Below are 21,318 nucleotides of genomic sequence, written 5' to 3' on the forward strand. Positions count from 1 at the left end.
CTCAGTCGCGTTCGCTCACCAACCCGGGCAGCAGCCGGTAGACGGGTTCCTCCAGCGCCCGGTCCCGGACGGCGGCGGAGCCCCGATCGGCCAGCGCGTTCCGGTGTTGTCGGAGCGCCTCGCGCCGGATCACCCGCATGACGTTCGACACCCCGCCCAGCACGACCGCTCCGCCCGTCCAACTCAGCGCGTCCGCCCACTCGGGACCGCCGCCCAGGGCCCGCACGAGGCCGGGCAGGGCGACTATCGGGGAGAAGAGCAGGACGCCACCGAGCAGGACGGCCCGGACGTCGATCCGGGTCTGGGACATCGGCACCGCGTACGCCCCGGCGAACCCGGGGTGGCGCCACATCAGTGCGATGGTGTGGCCGATCGTCAACGCCGCGATCCCGGCAGCGGTCGACCCGGTCGCCAGCAGCGACACCGCCCAGCCCGGCATCGTCTGCCGCCACAGCGCGACGACGCCGACGGCCAGCAGCACGGCCCACATCATCCCGGTCGTCCAGAGCCCGTGCACACTCCTCGCCGCCTGCGGTTCTTCGCGGCGCAGCACGTGTCGCACGAGCGGGATGTGCACGGCCACCCCGGCCGCCACGACGGCGAGCACCGTCGCAGTCATGATCAGCGAGGACTGATGCTCGCCGACGTCGTATCGCAGCACCGCACCGGTGACCGCCGCGGCGCCGAGCAGCGCCACCCAGGCGCGCCAGCGGTCGTCGCTGCGCACGCTGATCATGATCGCCACCACCGCCGAGCCCACCAGGGTCACGGCGGAGTTCAGCAGCGCGGGCCGCAGGTCCGGCGGCATCCAGGGCGAGACCGACTCCCAGAGCAGTCCACCGGTGACCAGGGCCAGCGACAGCGCGGCCTGCACGACGGCGTCGCCACGGAACAGGGCGCCCACGAGCAGCCACGCCACCAGCACCAGCGTGCCGGTCTGAATCGCGTCCCGCACGACCCTCACCACCTCCGTACGATGCCCGGCAGCAGCCGGTAGACCGGCTCCGACTCGACGAGTCCGCGCAGCGCCGAGGCGACGTGCGGGCTCTCCGGCGGCTCCGGGCGGTACCGGTGCGAAGCGGCCCGGTCCAGCACCCTGCGCAGCATCTCGCCGCCGGCCACCACGCAGCCCGCGCCGAGGACGAGGAGCGCGACCGTGACCGGCGCGGGTGGCCGGAGAACATCCGGGATCGCGACCGGAATCCCCAGCGACGTCAACGCACCGGCGCCCGCCGCACCCCAGCCGACCAGTTCGACGTTGGCCGCTCGCCTGGTCCGCGACCACCGCCGGGCCCACGCCTTCGCGAACGGGCCGTTGCGGACGAGGATCACCACGAAGGTCGTGAGTTGCAGCGCGACGACGAAGCAGGTGAAGCTGAGAAACAGCAGGCCGAGCGCGGGCCAGAGCCATGGCACCAGGAGACTCGCGGCATTGACCAGGATTCCCGCCAGCGCGGTCAGCATCACCCCCCGGCACAACCGCCGGATCGGCAGGTACGTCCCCACGGCGACGTACGGTCGCAGCACCCACAGGTCGGCGAGGATGTGCAGCGCGATCAGCACCAGGGCGGCCGTCAACGCCCCCAGTACGATCCGCAGTGCCGAGTCGGGGTCGGCGAACCGGGATGCCGCGAGCGACGTCAGCGCGAACACCAGGGCGACCACGATGCCGCCGGCACCGTCGAGGCGGCGACGCAGGCCGAACGGGATGGCGACGGCCGCCGCCACGACGACGACCCCGAGCTGATAGGTCAGCACCGCCTCCTGGTCGGCGGGCATCCATCCGACGGCTTCCTCAAGGACCAGTCCGACACCGGCCAGGAGCAGGCAGGTGCCACCAACGCTGGCCGCCCGGTATCCGGTCCAGCCGACGAACGCGAGCAGCACCAGCACGAAGCCGATCCCAAGCGACGTCCCCGACATCGGGTCTCCGCGTCCTCTCGGATAGCCCACCGCGACGATGCGCTCACCAACGGCCAATCGTATCGTGCGGCGATTCCATCGGCGCTGCCCGACGCGGCGGTGGAACCGACGGCTCCAGGAGTGTCATGTCGGCACCCTCAACCACCCCGCCGGCCGGGCACGGCGCTCCGCTCAGCCGGTGCCGCCGCCGTCGGGACGCCGGTCGGCACCGGACGGGTCCGCCGCACCACCGGCGGAGTTCGTGGCCTCGAAGCTGTCTCCCGGCCTGCCGCCGGCCCGGCGTACCTCCCGCTCCGCGTCGTCGTGTGGCAGCCCGGTCGTCCCGAGCAGGTCGGTGCCGATCGCGCGGACCTGTGCGACCACCACGCTCCCGGAGAAGCCCAGCCCCTGCCGGTAGGCGGCGCTCGCCTGCTCGACGGCTTGGCACACCAGGTGCGACGCCTTCGGCAGCGACCCACGGCGGAGATCGCGTTGCACCACCCTCGCCGCCTCCGCCAGCCCGCAGAGCGAGGCCACGAGTTCGGCCGGCGCCGGCTCGTCGTCGCGGAGCAGCGTCACCGCCCGCCGGGTGAGCACCCGGGCGTTGCGTACCGCCCGTTCGAGGTATTCGGCGGCCTTCACGTACCGCTGCAACGCGGCCCGCGACCGCCAGCGCAGCGGTGCGATGGTGGCGGCCTCCCGACCCTCGGGCAGGACGTCGTAGAACTCGTCGAGCTTCTCCTCACCACGGGTCAACGCGGCCAGCGCCTCCTGCACGCGGTCCTGGTCGCGCTCCGCCAGGCCGCGCGCCGTCCCCGTCAGGCTGTCGACGAGTACGTCGAGAGCCGGCCGAGCCACCCGCGACACCACGGTCACCGGATTCACCGGCAGGAGCAGGGCCATCACCGCCAAAGCCACCGTGCCGCCGATCAGCGCGTCGATCAGCCGGGTGAAGTAGATGCCCTCGGTCGGCGGCCGCAGCGTGGCCACCAGTACCGACGAGGTGGCCGCCTGGGAGACCACACCCGCCGACCCGCCGGCCAGGATCGTCACCATCATGACCAGGGCGACCCCCACGCCGATCTGCCACGAACCGGTGCCGATCAGATAGATGAGCCCGTCGCCGACGGCGATGCCGGCGGTCACCCCCAGCACCAGTTCCACCGCCCGGCGCAGGCGCTGGCCGGACGAGATCCCCAGGGTGACCATGGCCGCGATCGGGGCGAACACGGGCTGCGGGTTGCCGACCAGTTCCGCGGCCAGGAACCAGGCCAGCGCCGCCGCCACGGCGCTCTGCACCACGACCACCTCGATCGCCCGCAGTTGGCGCCACCGTTCGACCAGCGCGCCGCGAAACTTCCGGACCCGCCGGGTGCTCATCACCGCCACCCGGACGGTCTGCGGGCCACCACAGTTGCCACAATAGGAAGGAAATATGACGGCAGCGGGCTGATCTGTCATATGGCAACCGCGTACCCGACGAGAGCGGCCGATCCGGTCAGGTAGTCCCTTTCCGGGCCCGGAGTCGAAATCTCCTCGTCCCCGCGGGCCGGTCGCCAAAGAGTCGGCCGGCGAAGCAGCGCCGCCGACCAGCGCTTGAAGTGGTGCCGGGCGGGAATGCTGGGCCGGTAGGCGGACGATCATGACGAGCGAAGCGTGAGCGCGACCGGTACCGGCAGCACCGCGCGGACTGCCCGCCGCGCGGCGCACGGGGAGCGCGCTGCGGCGGGTGCGGACGGTTGCCGGGCGAAACCACCCAGGAGTGAACCAACCGAGAGACGGATCATGGCACGGATCGTCACACCGTACGGGCGGCACTCCACCGCCGAGGAGGTCATCGCCGGGATCGACCTGTCCGGACGCCGAGCCGTCGTCACCGGAGGCGTCTCCGGCATCGGTCTGGAGACGGCGCGGGCGCTGGCCGGCGCGGGGGCGCAGGTGACGGTGACGGCCCGGGACGACAACGCCGCCCATGCCGCCGCCGACATCGCGGCGTCGACCGGAAACCCCGACGTGCGGGTGGTACCCCTGGAACTGACCAGCGTCTCGTCGATCCGGACCTTCGTCGACGACTGGGACGGACCGTTGCACATCCTGGTCAACAACGCCGGCATCATGGCCCTGCCCGAACTGCACCGGACACCGCAGGGCTGGGAGGAACAGTTCGCCGTCAACCACCTCGGCCACCACCTGCTCGCCGTCGGACTGCGTGACGCGCTGGCCCGGGCCGAGGGCGCCCGCATCGTGTCGGTCAGTTCGGCTGCCCACCACCTCTCCCCCGTGGTATTCCAGGACATCCACTACCTCTCCCGCCCCTACCACCCGCAACAGGCGTACGGGCAGGCCAAGACCGCCGTGGCCCTCTTCGCCGTCGGCGCCGGCAGTCGCTGGGCCCGGCTGGGGATAACCGCCAACGCCCTCAACCCGGGCGCGATCGCCACCGGACTTCAGCAGTACATCGGCGGCGACCTGGGTGTTCCGGTCGATCTACAGAAGAGCCCGCAGCAGGGCGCGGCCACCTCCGTACTGCTGGCCACCTCACCGCTGCTCTCCGGCGTCACCGGCCGCTACTTCAACGACTGCGCCGAGGCGAGGCCGGTCAGCGTCCCGCCCACCGACCAGGCGGAACTCGCCTCGTCCGTCGCCGACTACGCGATCGACCCGGAGAAGGCCGACCGGTTGTGGCGGATGTGCGACCGCATGGTCGGCTGATCCGGGGCAGCGGAACGGGGGCGGCACCGGTCGGCGCCACCCCCGTCGCGGTTGCTGCTACCTGGCCGTACAGGTCAGGGTCGGTGCGGTGTTCGTGCCGTTCCAGGAACCGTTGAACCCGAAACTGGTGCTGCCGTTGGCGCTCAGCGCGCCGTTGTGACCGGCGTTCGTGGCCGTCACCGACGACCCCGACGAAGTTATCGTCGCGTTCCACGAGTTGGTGATGCTCTGGCTGTTGGGCCAGGTCCAGTTCACCGTCCATCCGGAGATCGCGGCGTTGCCGGCCCGAACGGTGACCTGGGCGCCGAAGCCACCCGACCACTCGTTGGTCTTCGCGTACGTCGCGGTGCAGCCGCCGTTGCCCGACGGCGGCGGGGTGGTCGGCGGCGGGGTGGTCGGGGGCGGGTTCGTGGGGGGTGGGGTGGTCGGCGGCGGGTTGGTCGGGTTGCCGCCACCGCCGAAGATCACGTCACTGCACAGGTAGTACGGCTGGTCGAGGTGGCTCGCCTGCCAGATCGTGTAGACGACGTGCCGCCCGGTGCGGTTGCCCGCGTTCACCTGGGCCTCGTACAGCCCGGTGGTCGGGTAGCTGCCGGTGCGCAGCACCAGGTCCAGGCTGCCCCAGGTGAGCGGCTGCGTGGTCGGGTCGAAGCCCTGCTTGGTGATGTAGATCAGCATGTAGTCGGCACCGTGCCGGGCCCCGTCGGTCAGCGTCAGCGTGAAGTTGTTCGGCATCGGCTTCGCGACCCATGCGCCGACCGCGTCGAGCGAGGCGTACAGCCCGCCCTGGGTACGACCGCCGCTGCAGAGCTGCCCGTCCGGGACGGCGGCCTGGTGGTTGCCGCCGACGTTCTCCCGGAACAGGCCGTTCCAGTTCCACATGGTGTTCGGGTTGGCCTGCCAGGCCTGGGCGCACATCGGGTCGGTCTGCGCCATGTTGGGGTTGAGGTGGTCGTCACCCCAGCGCTCCCAGCACCCGTAGTTCCGGGACGGCGGGTTGGTGACCGATCCGTGCGCCGAGGCCGGGCCGGCCTGGTTGACCACGACCATCGTGAGCCCGGTGACGAGGACAGCGACCGCACCGAATATCAGACGGCGGGCTCTTCGTGCAGCTTTCATCTGTGCTCCAGCATTCCGCCGACGCCTGTGTCGCTCGACGGGATGCCCTGGCCCACGAGGAAACACGCGCCGACACCAACGTCATTGATCTCGGAACCGCGGGCAGGACGACTGCGCTGCCTGCGGCGGCGGGGTGGCTCCCGCGATGATCGTACTAGATACATCTAAATATGTGAATCTCATTGCGGGAGTTTCCCCGGGCCCCGCGAACCCGCCTCGCCGTCGTGCGCCGACCCGGCAACGGGCGGACTCGTCACCGAGGGCCGGCGGGTCGGTGGTGCAAAGCATCCCCGGCTGTCAGGATCACCGCCATGGGCATCACCCGTCGTACCCTGGTCAGCGCCGGTCTCGCCGCCGCCACCGCCACCCTCGCCGGCTGCGACCGCCCCGACGGGGCCGGGTCGGACGCGGCGTGGGGCGGCGCCGGCAGCAGGACGCGCACGACCGGAGGCGGGAGCGGAGGGGCCGCCGGCACCGCGCCGACCGGTACGTCGACCCCCGGCGGCGCCCCCGGGCCGGCGAGCGCGCCGGAACCGGTGCCCGGCAACCGCCTCGGCTACGCGGCGGACGTGACCGCCCTGCTCAAGCGGCAGCTACCCGCCACCGCGAACACCTTCCAGCACAGCGGCTTCCCCGGCGCGGTCGCCACGGTCCTGGTCCGAGGGGTCGCCACCGTGCACACCGCGGTCGGCGAGGCGCTGCGCTACGGCGCCGGGCCGAAGCTTCTCCCGGCTGGTCAACGGGTCCCGATGCGCCCCGACTCGATCTTCGACCTCGCCTCGGTCACCAAGGTCTACACCGCCATCCTGCTGCTCCAGCAGGTGGACCAGGGCCGGGTCGACCTCGACGCCCCGGTCCGCCGCTACCTGCCGGACTTCAGCGGTACCGGCAAGGACAGGGTCACCGTCGAGATGCTGCTCACCCACACCAGTGGCCTCCCGGTCGGCGCCAAGGTCACCGGCCTGCCCGACAACACCGCCCGCTGGAACGCCGTGCTGAGCACCCCGCTGCTCGCCGGCGCGACACCCGGCGACACGTTCCGCTATTCCAGCGTCGGCCTGATGGTCGCCGGCAAGATCGTGGAGAAGGTCACCGGCCAGCGCCTCGACCAGGCCCTGAAGACCAACCTCACCGGGCCGCTCGGCCTGCGCGACACCGGCTTCAACCCCAACACCTGGCTCTCCGCCACCGCCAGATCCACCCGGCTGGTCGCCACCGACGCCCGATCCTCCCGAGGTCTGCTGCGCGGCACGGTGCACGACGACGTCGCCAACCACCTCGGCGGGATCGCGGGACACGCCGGCATCTTCGCCTCCGCCACCGACGTCGCCGCGATCGGCCAACTCCTGTTGGGCGGCGGCACCTACCGGGGTACCCGGATCCTGGCCGCCGAGACCGTGGCCCGGATGCTGCGCAACCACAACGCCGGCAAACCCGCGGTCGACCCCGACCGCCCGCACCGCACCTCCGCGCACGGCCTCGGCGTCGTCCTCGACCAGCCCTGGTTCATGGGCGGGCTCTCCTCCCCGCACACCTTCGGCCACACCGGCTTCGCCGGCCCCTCGCTGCTGGTCGACCCCGCCCGCAAACTCGTGCTCGCCCTGCTCACCAACCGGGCCCACCCCAACTGGAGCTGGGCGGACCCCGACCCGGTACGCGCCGCCGTGGCGGACCTGCTCGCCCGGTCCGTCAGGTGATCGACAGCCCCGCCGCGACCGCACCGGTACGCGCCAGCGTCCGGAACCGCAGCACACCCGCCCGACGCGACGCGGCGGCCGTGGCACCCGGAGGAGCCGCGGCCGCCACGTGGTCGTGTCGGAGCCGTCGTCACCGCCGGGGCGGGATGGCAACGCCCTTGCGGTAGTTCTTGCCCCGGCCGTCCGGACGGTAGTTGTTCTCGACGTTGCCGGCCGCGTCCACCGAGAACCAGTGGATCCTGGTCCCGTAGCGCACGGTCAGGGTCTCGCCGCCCTCCCGGATGCCGGCCGAGCCGTAGAGCGTGGACGAGTACGTCGGCTTGCGGCCGTCCAGGGTGTAGAAGACCGCCGCCGGCTCGCTCACCTCGAACCTGACGTCCACCATTCCAGGCGTGGCGCTGCGGGTGACCGAGAGGCCGCTCTCCGGTCGCCTGCGGTCGGTGTCGAAGTCCCGCGCCACCCGCATCAGCTCGACGAGTCCGTTGGCGAACTCCATCGTCTCGTCGTGCGCCTCGGCCCACTCCGGCTGGAACGACGTGCCGACCTCGAAGTTCCAGGCGTAGATGCCGTACTTGTACCAGAGCATGTCGCCGGAGTTCCCGGCGGCCGAGTAGAGCACGTCGGAGATCGGGCCGGTACGGGCCGGCGTGACCGCCATGTTCCGGTGCCGCTTGATCGAGGTCAGGATCCGCGACGAGGCGCCCCAGAAGAACGACTCCTCGCCGAGGGTCGGCCGGGGCGCCGAGATGCGGCCCGGTGTGGCGTACGCGCCCGGCGACCACATGAAGTAGTTGCCGGAGGAGTGCAGGTTCATCGAGAACTTGATGTTCGGTCGGGAGGCGAGCCAGTCGAGGTTCCGGTTCTCCGGCTCGGACAGCTCGCCGGGGCCCGCGTAGGTGCCGCTGGTGCAGCTCGGCGACGCGCCCGAGTAGCCGTCGAAGAGGCTGTACTCGGTGTAGTTCCGGTTGTTGTCCACGCCCCAGGAGTTGCGGCCGAGCGCGTCCGCCGACCCGGTCTGCGGGCAGTGGTTCGTCATGTTCTTGCGCTGCGAGTTGAAGTCGTAGAACGAGTAGTGCCCGCCGTCGGGGTTGATCGACGGGGCGATCCAGATGTCGAGGTTGTCCAGCAGGTCCCGGGTCCGGCGGTCGTGGCCGTAGTTGCGCAGCAGCCGTTCGGCGGTCTCGATCGTGACCAGCGGCGGCACCCACTCCCGGGCGTGCTCCTGGGCGTACGCGAGGACACCCAGCTTGGAGCTGTTGCGGTGCTTGCCGATCCGGATCGCGTACACCGGGTGCGGGTCACGCGAGACGCTGGCCGGCGCGCTCAGGCCGTCGGTCAGCGGCGTCGACGCGGCCGGCGCCACCACACCGCCGCCGGTGTCGCCCCGATAGGTGTACGCGACGACCAGCGATCCGGCGGTGGCGTTCAGCGCCGCGACGACCTCGGCGGCGGTGCTGGTCACCGCGCCGGAGGCGTCGGTGCCGAGGCTGACCCGGATGGCGTTGCCGGTCACCTGCACCGACAGCGCCTGGTCGGCGGCGCCGGGGTCGGCGAACTCGACGGTGATGTCGTTGCCGCCCTCGTGCCCCCACGCCTTGGAGTCGACCGCGACCCGGCTCGAGTTGGCGGCGCCGAGCACCGCCTGCGCCTTACGCCGGTAGCCGTTCGTCTTGTGCGGCAACTCGACGATCTCGGCCAGTCTCGGGTACTGCTCGGCGAGCTGGTGGATCCGGTCGTAGAGTTCGGTCGGGGTCAGGTAGCTGGAGACGAAGTCCTTCTGGTAGCCGGGACCCTCCGGGTTCTCCCTCGGGATGGGCAGCCACTGGTTCACCTTGGCCACCGCCACGTCGCCGCTCGGGCTGGTGATCTGGATGTAGTTCGGCCGGGCCGTCACCGTCGAGGCGCCACGGTGGTAGAGGTACACCCCGGCATCCACGAAGCGGGAGATGGTCTGGGTGCCGCCGGAGCCCATCGGGGTGCCGGGACCGCTGTCCCGGGTGACGGTGAGGGCGTCGGTGGCGGTCTGCCCCTGCGCCCACTTCGCCTCCACCGACAACACCTGGTCGGTGCCGGAGGTGTAGTAGTCGGCCCGGATGATTTTGACGTCGGCGGGTGCCTGGGCGCCCCGGCGGGACTGGGTCTCGCGCAGCGCCTCGTTCTCCGCCGCGTGGGCGGCGATGGTCGCGTCACGCTCGGCGATCCGTCGGGCCGAGTCGGCGGGGGTGAAGAGCACCTCGCCGAGCCGGTAGCCGCTCGCCCGCAACGTGGCGACCTCGTTCGGGGTGACGACGGCGTGCACCACGATGCCGCTCGCGGTCCGGCTCACGTGGTGGTCGAGGTCGACGCCGGTGGCGACCAGCCTGTCCAGCTCGTCGCTGTCGGCGAGCAGGACCTCCACCACGCTCGTCGCCTCGCCCGCGAGCCGGCCGAGATCGGGGTGTCCGCTGGTGTCGGATCCGGATGGGGTCGGGGTCGGCGCGCCCGCCGTGGCCGGGCTGACCAGGAGCAGGCCGGCGAGGGCGGCCGATGCCGCGACGACGACGCGGCGTCGCCAGCCGGGGCCAGGAAGATCTGACATCGCGTTGCAACCCTTTCTGCGCAGTTCTCCCCTTGTGGGACCGGCCGCCGGGGAGACGGCGGACCGCTGGATGACACGCAGGATGCAACAGCCGCCGGGACCGGCGGCGATCGTTGCCTACTGCCCGGGCTGGATAATCTTGAAGCTGTCGTGATCGTCTTGTCAATCACCGACCACAGAGGAACGGTTACGCTCCGTCAGCTCGCTCGGTTCCCGCCCGGCGCGGCAACGTTCCGGAAAAAACCGAACCGGCCCAGGACGATGTCCTGGGCCGGTTCAGACTCGACTGTCGGTCGTGCCGATCAGGCGATGTTGATGTCGCTGCACCACATGTAGGCCTGGTCGAGGTGCGACGCCTGCCAGATCACGAAGAGGATGTGGTGTCCCGTGCGTCCCGAGGTCGAGACGTTGAACGAGATGTTCTGGGCGGGCGCGTACCGGCCGGTCGTGGTGATCAGGTCGAGGTTCCCCCAACCGAGGCGCTGGGTGGCCGGGTTGAACCCCTGCTTGGTGACGTAGGCCCGGAAGTAGTCAGCGCCGTGGCTGGCCTGGTCGTACAGCTGGACGGTGAAGCTGCGGCCGACGTTGGTCGTCTTCCACGCTCCGGGCTGGTTCAGGCTGTTGTTCCTGGAGAGGCCGTTGCTGCACAGCTGGCCATCGGGGGTACTGCCCTGGAAGTTGCCGCCCAGGCCGTCCCGCAGCGCGCTCATCCAGTTCCACATGGTGTCGGGGTTGGCCTGGAACGCCTGGTAGCACATCGGGTCCTGTTGCTGCATGGCCGGGTTGGTGTGGTTGCTTCCCCATGCCTGCCAGCACTTGTAGGCGCGAGATGCCGGGTTGACGATCGTGCCGTGAGCTTGGGCCGCGCCGGTCCAGGCCAGCGAGCCGGCCACCATGGCGAGCACCAGGACGAGCGCTCGGAGGGACTGGTGGGCGGCGGACCGGGGTCGCCGGCCGGACTGGTCGTGGTGGTGTGAACGCACTGTACATCCTCCTTCATCGGCGCTCAAGATCGGTCTGGGAGCGCTTCCAGAAGTATTACAGCTACGAAACGAAATATCAACGATCGTCTATTAGTGCCGCCGTGGGTCCAGTTCGCCGGAGTCGCCGCTAGTGCAGCCTAGTCTGTCGGGTTGCGACGGTCTGTGGCGATCCGGCAAACAACGACGCCTTCGACATAAGCCCAGGTCGCGGGCGACGACCACCATCACCGGGAGCATCCGACCCGACCCGCCACGGCGAGGATCTCGACGCGACGACCGTTCGACCCTACCTCCCGGACCACGGCCGCGCCCGCTGGCCGCACCTCGTCCGCTACTGACGGTCACCCGGTCGGCGGGACGTGCGCCGGAACTCGTACTGCCGCTGGAGTGCTCCGTACTCCACGAACCGGTGCTGAAGCGTCGCGCCGTTGCGCTCCAGAAGCCTCGTCGAGCGTTCGTTGGCGTCCTGGGTCACCGCGATCAGGATCTCCTCTTCCATTTGCGAAAAGAACCAGCCGACCAAGGCGTTGATCGTCGCGGACGCCAGGCCCCTACCCCAGAAGGCCGGCCGCAGCTGGTAGGAGATCTCCCAGGGGCCGCGCTTGCGAGCCAGGTCGCCGCTGCCGGCCAACTCGCCGGTGGACCGGTCGATGATCACGAACCGCCCCCAGGCCCGTTCGGCCAGGAGCCGAGCGGCCCTCGACGCCGCGGTCGCCGGGTCGAGCGCTCCACCGAGGAAACGCCGCACCTCACCATCCGTGTAGAGCCCGGTCAGCCCGGCCAGATCCTCGGCAGCGGGCCGACGGAGAAGCACGGGGCCGGCATCGAGCGGGGTGGGCAGCCAGACGACCACCGCATCATGATTGCACCGCCGGCACGCGGGCGGGCGCGGCAGCCACACCCACCAGCAGGTCAGTGGGTTGCCAGGCCGAGAACGCCGAGCGCGGTGGCGAAGTCGGCGGCGCCAACCAGATGACGGATGCCGCACTCGCACAGCTCGACCCGACGGCCGGCCGCGTCGAAACGCCCGGTCACCCACTCGCCGGGCTGGTGCGCGGCGAGGCCGGAACAACATCGGCTCCGGATCGGCGATCGGCTCCCCGATCGCCGCCTGCGACGCGCCGAGTGGTCGTGCGGGGTCGTCGGGTACCGCCTCGGCCAGCGCACTCGGCAGATGATCGAGGGCGTATGCGATCGCTCCGGCCAGGGTCGGCGGGGTCGCTCGCCGGCGAGGTCCATCATGGTTAACATGACCGGTGTTCAGTGGCGCGAGAGCACCCGCAGCGGCGACAACGGTGGCGAGTGCGTCGAGGTCGCTGACAACCTGACCGGCGTCGTCGCCGTGCGCGACAGCAAGGACGAGGTCGGACCGGTCCTCGCCTTCCCGCCGTACGCCTGGTCCGCCTTCGTCGTCGGAGTCAAGACCGGCGTCCTCCCCGCTGACCGCCGCGCCGCAACTATGATCCAGTAATACCAGGGGCAGATCAGGCTTGTTACGCGCCGTAACGCCTCGGGCCGCACATCTAACGGGCTAGTCATTCCTGCAGCGCCCGCTCATGCCGAGATCAATGCACCGACGGCCTCGATCAAGGTTGTGCATGGGGTCCTACCGTGTCAAGATCCATCAAAAGGTCGACCGCGACCATTGATTCACTGGAAACCCCGTTGCACTGGAACACTATCCTGATTGCATGTCCGACGACAGCGGCAGCGATTCGAATCTGCAAGCACTTTTAGCTGAATTCGCCGCACTACGACAAGAGATCCTTGATCTCAGCGCCCAACGACACAATCTGCTCATCTACCAGATCACGACAGCGGGGGCACTTTTCGGATTCGCCTTATCCGGCGCGAACCGGACGACCCTCTTGCTAATCCTACCCGTCTCGACATACTTGCTGTATTCGCGGTATGTGCTTATGAGGCGAGATATTGCTCGCCTCGGCCGATACATCGAAACCGAGCTCTCCCCTCGGGCGCCCGGCGGCCTCAACTGGGAAGAGTTCAACCGGCTACGTTCTCGAAGGAGTTCGGTGGGCCTTCTGCAGCCAACTTTCATTGCGTTCCCAGGAATATCGGCACTGGCACTCACGGCTGCGACACCCGCGATATTTGAGGAACTAGTGGAGTCCTCCAAGGCTCAAGGCGTGGGTCTCCTGATCGTTTGGTCGGTTGGCCTTGTCTTGACCTCGTTCATTGCATATCAGGTCTGGGAGAACAGCGTGCGTCCGTTCTTGCTCCGCCGCGATTCTGAGCGTCGCGACTATGGGCGCTGATTCACTGCCGCCTCGACTTGCACGCGCACTGCAACGAGCCCGCCAGGCCCGTACGCGACATGCGGAACCACAGGAACTGAAGCGCTCACCGTCGAACCGTAATACTTTTCCTCCTCGCTTCTCGCGGCAACAGTTGCGAAGCCGGCCATGCAGACGTGTTCGCCACGGTTGCCAGGACGCAGAGCAGAGCGGACGTGGGCTCACGATGGACCGCCGGGTCAGGAGCGTTCCACCGACCCGGCCGCCGCCCGGCGACGCACGATCCGGGCTGGCACGCGCACCGGATGGCGGTGTGGCAACTGCTCAGGCGGATACGGAGTCGGCTGGGCCGCCTCAACGGGCAGCTTGCGTTGCAGGATCGCGCGGTGCAGGGCCGTCAGCTCGTCGCCCGGCTCCATCCCGTACCCGGTGATCAACGCGACCCGCGCGCTGCGGTAGGCGGCGAGCGACCCCGCCAGGTCACCACTGCGGTAGCAGGCGACCATGAGCTGCCCCCAGGCGCGCTCCCGATGCGGATGGTCGCCGAGGAACTCGTGCAGCAGCGCCCGGGCCGCCTCGTACTCTCCCGCCCGGACCAGCACGTCCGCGTACTCCTCGGTGGCGGCGAACCGCTCCGCCTCCAGTACGGCGGCACGGGCGGCCAGCGGGCCACCCTGCGACACGTCCTCCAGGGGCGCTCCCCGCCAGTACCCGACAGCACACCGCAGGGCTCCGCCCGCCCCCGCCAGATCACCGACCTCGGCCGCGCGCCGCCCCTGCGCCAGCGCGGCCCGGAAGCTCGTCACGTCGAGAGTGAAGCGGACCCGGGACGGCGGGACGATCCGCCATCCGGAATCGTCACGCACCAGGTCGGCGCGGTCGGCCAGCCACGCCCGCAGCCCGGACAGGTAGGTGCGCAGGTTTGCCGCTGCCGACCGTGGTGCCTCCCGGCCCCACAGTTCGGCCACCAACCTGGTACGTGACACGGCGCCGCCGTCGAGCAGCATCAGGGCGAGGATGCGGCGCCGGTTGCCGACCGGCGCTGTGACAGGCTCCCCGTCCTGACGGATGTCCAACGGCCCCAACAGTCCGACCGCGAGTTCCATCGCGACCGCTCCCTCCCCCGTTGCCGCAGAGCACCGTCCGTTAAGGATCACACCGGGGGCGTGGAAGAAGCGTGGAAGGGACGTGGAGCCGCCCCGGTAACATCAACAAGTTCCACTGCCGGGCCGAGAAGCCTTCGAAGTGCGAGGTCGGGATGCTGTTGGTTTCGGTGCTGGGACCGCTGCGGGTGCTGCGCGACGGCATCCCGGTCCGGCTCGGGCCGCGACAGGTCGAGGTGCTGTCGATCCTGCTGCTCAACCGGGGTACGTCGGTGCCGGCCAACCGGATGGTGAACCTGCTCTGGGGCGACGGAGTTCCGCCCGGGGCACCGGCCACGCTGCGCAGCCACGTGTCGCACCTACGCCGGGCCCTGCGACCGGACTCCCCCGGCGCCTCCGCCATCATCAGTGGCGCCGGCAACGCCTCGGGCCGGGGGTACCGGCTGGACCTGGCTCCGGACCGGCTCGACGCGCACCGGTTCGAGCAGGAGTACGCGCAGGCCCGCCAACTTTTGGGTGCGAACGACGCCGAGGCGACGGCCCGGGCGGTGACCGTCCTGCACGACGCCCTGGGGCTCTGGCGCGGCCCGGCCTTCGCCGACGTGGCCGACCGGCCGTTCGCGCTGAACGAGGTCGCCCGGCTCGGCGCACTGCACCGCTCGGCCCGGCTCGCCCACGCCGAGGCGCTCGCCTCGCTCGGCCGGTACGGCGAGGTGGTCGTCGAACTCTCCGGCGTGGTGGCCGAGGAGCCGTACGACGAGGGATTGCGCCGGCTGCTCGCTGTCGCCCTCTATGCCGAGCAGCGGGTGGACGAGGCCGCCGGGCTCTGCCGGGCCGGTCTGCTCCTGCTCCGCCAGCGCGGCATCGACGCCCCGGGACTTCAGGAGTTGCAGCGCCAGATCCTGCGGCGTGACGTGCCGCTGCACCGGCCGCCGGGCAGCGCCGCCGGCACCGCTGCCGTGGTCCCGGAGCCCGCCGCGACCGGACCGGCACCAACTCCGGCCACCCCGCCCGGCACGGCCAGCGGAATCGAGACCGGTGGCGGGAGCGGGGAACGGGTCTCGGCCGGGTCGGTCGCGCCGCACCTGCTGCCGCCGGACCCGGCCCGCTTCGTCGGCCGCGAGGCGGAACTCGACGACATCCGGCGCCGGCTCGACGACCTGACCGACCGGGCCGAAACCCTGGTCATCACCGGGCCGCCGGGGGTGGGCAAGTCCAGCCTGGCGATCCGGGCCGGGCACGCGGTGGCGGACCGGTTTCCCGACGGCCAGTTGTACGTCAACCTGCGCGGCTTCGACCAGACCGGCTCGGTGCTCGGCCCCGGTGAGGCGATCCGGGGGTTCCTCGACGCGCTCGGCGTACCGCAGCAGCAGTTTCCGGTGACCGAGGCGGCCCAGGCCGGCCTCTACCGGGCGAGGCTGGCCGGCCGGCGGATGCTGGTGGTGCTGGACAACGCCCGCGACGCCGACCAGGTACGCCCACTGCTCGTCGGGTCGCCGGGCTGCGCCGTACTCGTCACCAGCCGCAACCAGCTCGCCGACCTGGTCGCCGCCGAGGGAGCGCACCCGCTCGGCCTGGATCTGCTCTCCGAGCCGGAGGCCCGGCAGCTGCTGGCTCGTCGCCTCGGCGACCAGCGGGTGGCCGACGAACCCGTGGCGGTGGCGGAGATCGTGGACCGGTGCAGTCGGCTCCCGCTGGCGCTGGCGATCGTGGCCGCCCGGGCCGCCGGCAACCCGCGCTTCCCGCTCGAATCCTTCGCCGCCGAGCTGCGCCACGCCGATCAGGGCCTGGACGGGTTCCGGGCCGGCAGCCCGGCCACCAACATCCGTACCGTCTTCTCCTGGTCCTACCACACCCTCAGCCCGGCGGCGGCCCGGCTGTTCCGGCTGCTCGCCCTGACGCCCGGCCCCAGCATCACCGCACCGGCCGCGGCCAGTCTCGCCGCCGAGCCGGCGGACCGGCTCCGGCCGGCCCTCGCCGAGCTGGCCGCCGCCCACCTGGTCGCCGAGGTGGCGCCCGGCCGGTACGCCTGGCACGACCTGCTGCGGGCGTACGCGGTCGAGCTGGCCGGCGGCGATCCGGCGGAGGAACGGCAGGCCGCCGAACGCCGGCTGCTCGACCACTACCTGCACACGGCCCGCGCCGCCGACCGGCTGCTCTGGCCGCAGCGGGACCCGATCGCCATCGCGCCGCCCTGCGACGGTGTGGTCGCCGAACGGCTCGTCGACCAGCAGTCGGCACTGGCCTGGTTCGCCGCCGAACACGCCGTACTGCTGGACGTGGTGGCCCGGGCTGTCGACACCGGTTCCGACGCCCCCGCCTGGCAGCTCGCCTGGACCCTGGTGAACTTTTTCGACCATCGTGGACACTGGGACGACTGGTTGGCCACCGTCGGTCGGGTGATGCCGGCGCTCGACCGCCTCGGTGACCGGTCCGCCCAGGCACACGCGCACCGGCTCCTCGGCGCCGCGTACGTGCGGTTGCGGCGCCACGACGACGCGCGGGCGGCGTACCGGCGGGCGCTGGACCTCTTCGGCGAACTCGGTGACACCGTCGGCGAGGCGTTCACCCATCGCAGCCTCGGCTGGCTGGCCGAACGGCAGGGCGATCCCGCGGGCGCGCTCCGCGCCGACCTGCGGGCGCTGCGGCTGTTCCAGCAGGTCGGCCACCTGGACGGCCAGGCCAGTGCACTCAACTCGGTCGGCTGGTGCCAGGCGTTGCTGGGCCGGCACCGGGAGGCGATCGAGCACTGCGAACAGGCGCTGCTGCTGCACCGCAAGAACGGCAACCGGGGCGGCGAGGCCAGTGCCCTGGACAGCCTCGGCTACGCCCACCACCTCCTCGGCGACCACGCGGCGGCGGTCGGCTATCTGCGGCAGGCGGTCGAGCTGTGCCGGGAACTCGGCCAGTGGACGCAGGAGGCGGAATCCCTGCACCGCCTCGGCGACGCCCAGTACGCCGCCGGAGCCGTACCCGAAGCCCGCCTGGCGTGGCGGGCGGCGCTGGCGATCTTCGACCGCCTCGGCCGTCCGGAGGCCGGGACGGTCCGGGACAAGCTCGACCGCTAACCTTTTCGGTGCGGCCGGTTGTCGATTCCACTGCTCAGGTTGATGAGCTGAGCAAGACATTGATATTGCTCGAAGCATTGCCGAAAAGGTTTTCGTCCGCCATGGTGTGATGTGAGCCCCGCGACCACACCCTCCGGACCGCCGGTTCCGACAGCGCCCCGACGACGACACAGGCCGCTGACCGCCCCCATCGGACCGTCCCGCCGTCGGTGCCCGATCGCCGGGCTCCAGTACGCCGGGGAGTGTCGAGGCGCATGTTCCACACCGGCCCGCCTCCGCCACCTCCGGCCCGGACAACGGAAGGACGACCGAGATGGCAACCGAACAGAGGCGACCACCGGCACGGTCGAGACGCCGTGGCTGGCGCATCGGCCTGACGATCGGTGTGGTGGTGGCGACCGTCCTCGCCGCGGCCACCGTCGCACCACCGGCCGCGTCCGCCGCCCCGCCGAACGGAACCGTACGGGTCTTCTGGCTAAAGCCCGCCGACGTGGCGTACGACCAGCGCTATCCGGACGGCATCGCGAACGTGATGCGGGAGGCCCAGCGGTACTACCGGCAGGAACTGGGCCGGACGTTCCGGCTGAACGATCCGGTGGTCGAGGTCGTCACCGGGGACCAGCTGCGCACCTGGTACGAGAACACCCCGGCCTGCGGCGCGAAATACTGGTGGACCGTCTGCAACATGCAGGCCGAACTCAGGCGCAAGTTCGGATTGGGCGCACCGGACAACCGCTGGATCAACGTCGGTGAGATCAGCGCCGAAGGCGAGGGCGCCGGAGGCGGCGGCGGCAACGGCTGGGTCATCCTCAGCGGCCACGACGCCGACGGCGCGGCGGGGATCAACGGCAACATGAACCGCTGGTACGGCGGCATGGTGCACGAACTCGGTCACGCCCTGGGCCTGCCGGACTCCACCTACACCGACGGCACACCGATGTCGGCGTCCTTCTACAACTACCCGAACACGCACTTCAGCCAGGCGCAGAAGGACAGGATCCTCAGCGGACGGTACGGCGCCTTCCTCTCCTGAAGAGTGCCGGCTTGCGCGGGCTGGAGCCCGACGCGCCGCTCGATGGCGAGGCGGAGCGGATCCGGAGCCGACGCACGCCGCGAGCCCGCCCCCGGCCAGCTGCCGGAGGCGGGCTCGCTGTCATCGCGGCACAGCGGGAGAGGACTCGCTCGCCACCCCGGTTCGGCTTTAATGGTCCTGTGCCGACGCGCCGTACCCGAGTCCTGGTGTATCTCGCCGCCGCCGCTGCCCTCGCCGTAGCGGCGCAGGCGCCCGGCTGGCTCGCCGCGCGCCGCGACGCCGCCCCGGCCGAGATCGTCCCTGGCCAGGTACGGAATCCGTGGCTCTGGCAGGCGACCGTCGGCCAACATCCGGTCGGACCTGCCTCGGTGCTCTTCTTCACCGCGAACACCCGCTATCTCGAGTCCACCGGTGTCGTGGTCGGCCGCGACGGCGGCTACCGGCTGCTGCCGATCAACGTCGGCGAGGGGCATGGGCTGCTCTCACCGGACGGCCGCTGGTATCTGCGTCCCGGCACCGGCCTCCTGCTCGACCTGCGCAGCGGCGACCAACGGCGTACGCACCGGCCGGGGTCCCGCCCGCTGGCCTGGTCCCCGGACGGCAGGTCGGTGGTCGCCACCCGGAACAACGACGACCAGGTGATCACGTACGGGCCGGACAACCAGCAGCTCAACGATCCGGCGAAGCCGGACGACCTCCTCGTCGTCGACCCGTGGAGCGGGGTGGAGCGGGTACTGCCGGTCGGCGTCTTCGCCAGCCACAGTGCGGCGGCCTGGTCGCCCGACGGCTCGTCCCTGGCGGTGACCGGGCCGGTGGACCCGACCGCGCAACTGGCCGAGCGGGAGTGGCTGACGGTGCTTGATCCGATCAGTGCCGCGGTGCGCTGGCGGGTCGAGCTGGGCGAGCGGCAGCGGCTGGCCGGCCGGGCCGCCTGGACCCCGGACGGCCGGCGGATCGCCCTGCTGACCCACGACGGCTGCACGACCCGCTGCGCCGACACCGCCGAGACGCTCCGCCGCTCCTGGCGAATCGAGTTCCTCGACGCCACCACCGGCCGCCCGGTGGGCGACCCCGTCCCGGTCACCGGCTCGGCCACCGAACTGGTCTCCTGGCGCGGCGCGGACCCGGTGGTGGAGCGGCAGTCGCCGGAAGCGGACCACGAGAAGCGACAGACGGCGCTCGCGGCGGTCACCGCAGGCGGTCCGGAGCAGGTCCTGCTGACCGCCCCGGCCGGGGTCAGCGACCTGGAGGTACCCGGTGACCTGCTGGTCCGGGCCGCGTTCCGCGGTTCGGATCCGCGTCCCTCCCCGTTCGCCGCGCCGCCGTGGCTGGTCACCGCTCTCGCCGTCGGGTTGCTGCCCACCGTCCTGGTGCTGCTGCGCTGGCGGCGCCGGAGGCGAGCCGCGATGCGCTCGACCGCCTAGCCGACCGCGTACGCCTTCCCATCGGCGCCGACCGCGATCCGGCCCTGCGGCCTTACTCCCCCGCACTCCCCGGGAGAGTCCACCATCTTCGTGTCAACCGTCAGGGTCTGGTTGACTATCCGGCTCCCTGCCGGATCTTTCAGGTCCACGGTCACCTCGACCGGGCCGGACGGCATGTCGGGAATGTCGACGAAGCCCGATTCCTCGCCCGTCGGCTCTGCGCGTGCGGCACAGACGGAGTCAGACTCGTTCCCGGTACAGGCTTCGTCCGCGATTCGGGAACTCGGCCGTAGCGTGACCGGCCGCGTCTGGCAGGAGCCGCTCCAGCACAGCGTCAACTCCCCTGTTTCCACCCGTCCTGCAATCGCCGCGTCGACGGTGAGGCCGATCCCCTCGGGGACTCCAATCAGATGGCACGTCTGCTCTCCGCTGCCGGAGCAACCCGACAGCGCCATGACCATCAACGTCGCGGTCAGCAGAGGTCTACCGCTCGGCATAGGCACTCCAATGGGGTCAGTACCGGGGCATTGACGACACGGTTGCCGGGTATCGTCGCAGACGGCTCGGGATCATCGACGTTCTCGTCCGGGCGAGCACCTCCCCGGGCTAGCTGTCGCGCCAGCGGACCCGGGTCGGGCGGGCGCCGGTGGCCGCGTACTCCAGGGCAGCGTCGCGGACCGCGCCCGGGGTCACGCTGGCGAGCTTCGGACCGCAGGCGATCGGATCGCCGCCGTAGTCGAACTCGATCCGTTCCACCTCGGCCGGCCACGACGGCAACTCCGGCTCATAGCCCAGACTGGGGTGAGGCCCGGTCCAGTAGAGCAATCCTCGCACCGGATGCCCGAGCCCGAGCTGCAACGACGGCAGCCCCGGCGGCCTGCCCGGCCGGAAACCCGGCTCCAGGAACCTCGGCGAATACAGCCCGACCACCTGTGGCCCGGTCGAGATCACCGCCAGTCCGGCCAGCAGGGCATCCAACTCGGCGGCGTCGCCCACCGCTCGCCAGCTGCCCAGCCCCCACCCCACCGCCACCATCACCCGGCGGCTCCCGCATCCGCCGAGGACGCCCCACCATCACCCGGCCAAGCGGGTCGGGGCAGGTCGTCGAGCCGGCCGGCCAGGACCAGCCGCTCGTATGCCCACCGCCACTCGTCGCACCGGCTCCGGCCACAGCGCACGCAGACCCCGAGGTCGGGATCGTTGGCGTGCGTCCGCATCGTGTCCCGGAAGTGCGCCGCCATCTCGTCGGAGACCTCGACGGCCGCAGACGGCCGATCGACCGGTCGATCCGTCACCGCCGACCACCACCAGCTCGACCGGGTACGCCGACCAGCGCCCCAACCGCAACACCACCCCACCCCGCCCTCCGGGCGGCTCTCGCAGACCAAGACACCTGTGCCCTCCCGACGTCGTCCGCACCTGTCGACTGGATCGGCACCGAGGC

The 21,318-nt window shown here is 71.1% G+C and carries 19 protein-coding genes; 7 read left to right on the plus strand and 12 right to left on the minus strand.

Features of this window, described 5'->3' with window-relative positions:
* Window position 1: 1 nt before the first annotated feature.
* The 3 genes from V1634_RS27415 to V1634_RS27425 all read right to left on the minus strand — a co-directional run bounded on the left by V1634_RS27415 (window position 2) and on the right by V1634_RS27425 (window position 3,282).
* Entirely contained in the window at window positions 2-955 is a 954-nt protein-coding gene (locus V1634_RS27415; protein ID WP_331209091.1) for a hypothetical protein, read from the minus strand.
* 5 nt (window positions 956-960) lie between these two features.
* Complete coding sequence (locus tag V1634_RS27420) at window positions 961-1,923, minus strand: hypothetical protein (protein WP_331209090.1); 963 nt, start codon at window positions 1,921-1,923, stop codon at window positions 961-963.
* 171 nt (window positions 1,924-2,094) lie between these two features.
* The gene (locus V1634_RS27425) at window positions 2,095-3,282 is read right to left on the minus strand and encodes an FUSC family protein (RefSeq protein ID WP_331209089.1); all 1,188 of its coding nucleotides are present in this window, start codon (window positions 3,280-3,282) and stop codon (window positions 2,095-2,097) included.
* 405 nt (window positions 3,283-3,687) lie between these two features.
* Here V1634_RS27425 and V1634_RS27430 point away from each other — a divergent pair, with 405 nt between their 5' ends.
* Entirely contained in the window at window positions 3,688-4,614 is a 927-nt protein-coding gene (locus tag V1634_RS27430) for an SDR family NAD(P)-dependent oxidoreductase (protein WP_331209088.1), read from the plus strand.
* Between the two features lie 57 nt (window positions 4,615-4,671).
* On the opposite strand, the gene V1634_RS27435 is transcribed toward V1634_RS27430, so the two are convergent.
* Window positions 4,672-5,733: a lytic polysaccharide monooxygenase auxiliary activity family 9 protein gene (locus V1634_RS27435; protein WP_331209087.1), complete on the minus strand. Its 1,062-nt coding sequence runs from the start codon at window positions 5,731-5,733 to the stop codon at window positions 4,672-4,674.
* Window positions 5,734-6,044: 311 nt separating this feature from the next.
* Here V1634_RS27435 and V1634_RS27440 point away from each other — a divergent pair, with 311 nt between their 5' ends.
* Window positions 6,045-7,430 carry a serine hydrolase domain-containing protein gene (locus V1634_RS27440; RefSeq protein WP_331209086.1) on the plus strand — a complete coding sequence of 462 codons (1,386 nt, stop codon included), beginning with the start codon at window positions 6,045-6,047 and terminating at the stop codon, window positions 7,428-7,430.
* Window positions 7,431-7,560: 130 nt separating this feature from the next.
* On the opposite strand, the gene V1634_RS27445 is transcribed toward V1634_RS27440, so the two are convergent.
* From V1634_RS27445 to V1634_RS27460, 4 genes are all read right to left on the minus strand, one after another.
* Entirely contained in the window at window positions 7,561-10,008 is a 2,448-nt protein-coding gene (locus V1634_RS27445) for a M14 family metallopeptidase (protein WP_331209085.1), read from the minus strand.
* Window positions 10,009-10,310: 302 nt separating this feature from the next.
* Entirely contained in the window at window positions 10,311-10,991 is a 681-nt protein-coding gene (locus V1634_RS27450) for a lytic polysaccharide monooxygenase auxiliary activity family 9 protein (protein WP_331209084.1), read from the minus strand.
* Between the two features lie 331 nt (window positions 10,992-11,322).
* Window positions 11,323-11,844, minus strand: a complete 522-nt coding sequence (locus tag V1634_RS27455) for a GNAT family N-acetyltransferase (protein WP_331209083.1) — start codon at window positions 11,842-11,844, stop codon at window positions 11,323-11,325.
* 59 nt (window positions 11,845-11,903) lie between these two features.
* Window positions 11,904-12,026, minus strand: a complete 123-nt coding sequence (locus V1634_RS27460; protein ID WP_331209082.1) for a hypothetical protein — start codon at window positions 12,024-12,026, stop codon at window positions 11,904-11,906.
* A 214-nt stretch (window positions 12,027-12,240) separates the two neighbouring features.
* On the opposite strand from V1634_RS27460, the gene V1634_RS27465 reads away from it, so the two are divergent.
* Together V1634_RS27465 and V1634_RS27470 are read left to right on the plus strand one after the other, a co-directional pair.
* A complete protein-coding gene (locus tag V1634_RS27465; RefSeq protein WP_407951807.1) occupies window positions 12,241-12,462 on the plus strand; it encodes a DUF397 domain-containing protein in 222 nt (73 codons plus the stop codon).
* A gap of 220 nt (window positions 12,463-12,682) precedes the next feature.
* Complete coding sequence (locus tag V1634_RS27470; RefSeq protein WP_331209080.1) at window positions 12,683-13,267, plus strand: hypothetical protein; 585 nt, start codon at window positions 12,683-12,685, stop codon at window positions 13,265-13,267.
* A gap of 218 nt (window positions 13,268-13,485) precedes the next feature.
* On the opposite strand, the gene V1634_RS27475 is transcribed toward V1634_RS27470, so the two are convergent.
* Complete coding sequence (locus V1634_RS27475) at window positions 13,486-14,352, minus strand: AfsR/SARP family transcriptional regulator (RefSeq protein ID WP_331209079.1); 867 nt, start codon at window positions 14,350-14,352, stop codon at window positions 13,486-13,488.
* Between the two features lie 71 nt (window positions 14,353-14,423).
* On the opposite strand from V1634_RS27475, the gene V1634_RS27480 reads away from it, so the two are divergent.
* The 3 genes from V1634_RS27480 (at window position 14,424) to V1634_RS27490 (ending at window position 19,874) form a co-directional block, all read left to right on the plus strand.
* Window positions 14,424-17,417: an AfsR/SARP family transcriptional regulator gene (locus V1634_RS27480; RefSeq protein WP_331209078.1), complete on the plus strand. Its 2,994-nt coding sequence runs from the start codon at window positions 14,424-14,426 to the stop codon at window positions 17,415-17,417.
* A gap of 313 nt (window positions 17,418-17,730) precedes the next feature.
* The gene (locus V1634_RS27485; RefSeq protein WP_331209077.1) at window positions 17,731-18,450 is read left to right on the plus strand and encodes a hypothetical protein; all 720 of its coding nucleotides are present in this window, start codon (window positions 17,731-17,733) and stop codon (window positions 18,448-18,450) included.
* Window positions 18,451-18,656: 206 nt separating this feature from the next.
* Window positions 18,657-19,874 carry a TolB family protein gene (locus tag V1634_RS27490; RefSeq protein WP_331209076.1) on the plus strand — a complete coding sequence of 406 codons (1,218 nt, stop codon included), beginning with the start codon at window positions 18,657-18,659 and terminating at the stop codon, window positions 19,872-19,874.
* Here the strand turns inward: V1634_RS27490 and V1634_RS27495 are convergent.
* From V1634_RS27495 to V1634_RS27505, 3 genes are all read right to left on the minus strand, one after another.
* Window positions 19,871-20,371, minus strand: a complete 501-nt coding sequence (locus V1634_RS27495; protein WP_331209075.1) for a hypothetical protein — start codon at window positions 20,369-20,371, stop codon at window positions 19,871-19,873. The two genes, V1634_RS27490 and V1634_RS27495, sit on opposite strands and share 4 nt — an antisense overlap.
* Window positions 20,372-20,480: 109 nt before the next feature.
* Complete coding sequence (locus V1634_RS27500; RefSeq protein ID WP_331209122.1) at window positions 20,481-20,909, minus strand: Imm1 family immunity protein; 429 nt, start codon at window positions 20,907-20,909, stop codon at window positions 20,481-20,483.
* Window positions 20,909-21,169, minus strand: a complete 261-nt coding sequence (locus V1634_RS27505) for a hypothetical protein (RefSeq protein ID WP_331209074.1) — start codon at window positions 21,167-21,169, stop codon at window positions 20,909-20,911. The genes V1634_RS27500 and V1634_RS27505 overlap by 1 nt, the downstream gene beginning before the upstream one ends.
* Window positions 21,170-21,318: the final 149 nt, after the last annotated feature.

It is taken from the genome of Plantactinospora veratri, from assembly GCF_036421995.1.
Classification (GTDB): Bacteria; Actinomycetota; Actinomycetes; order Mycobacteriales; family Micromonosporaceae; genus Plantactinospora; species Plantactinospora veratri.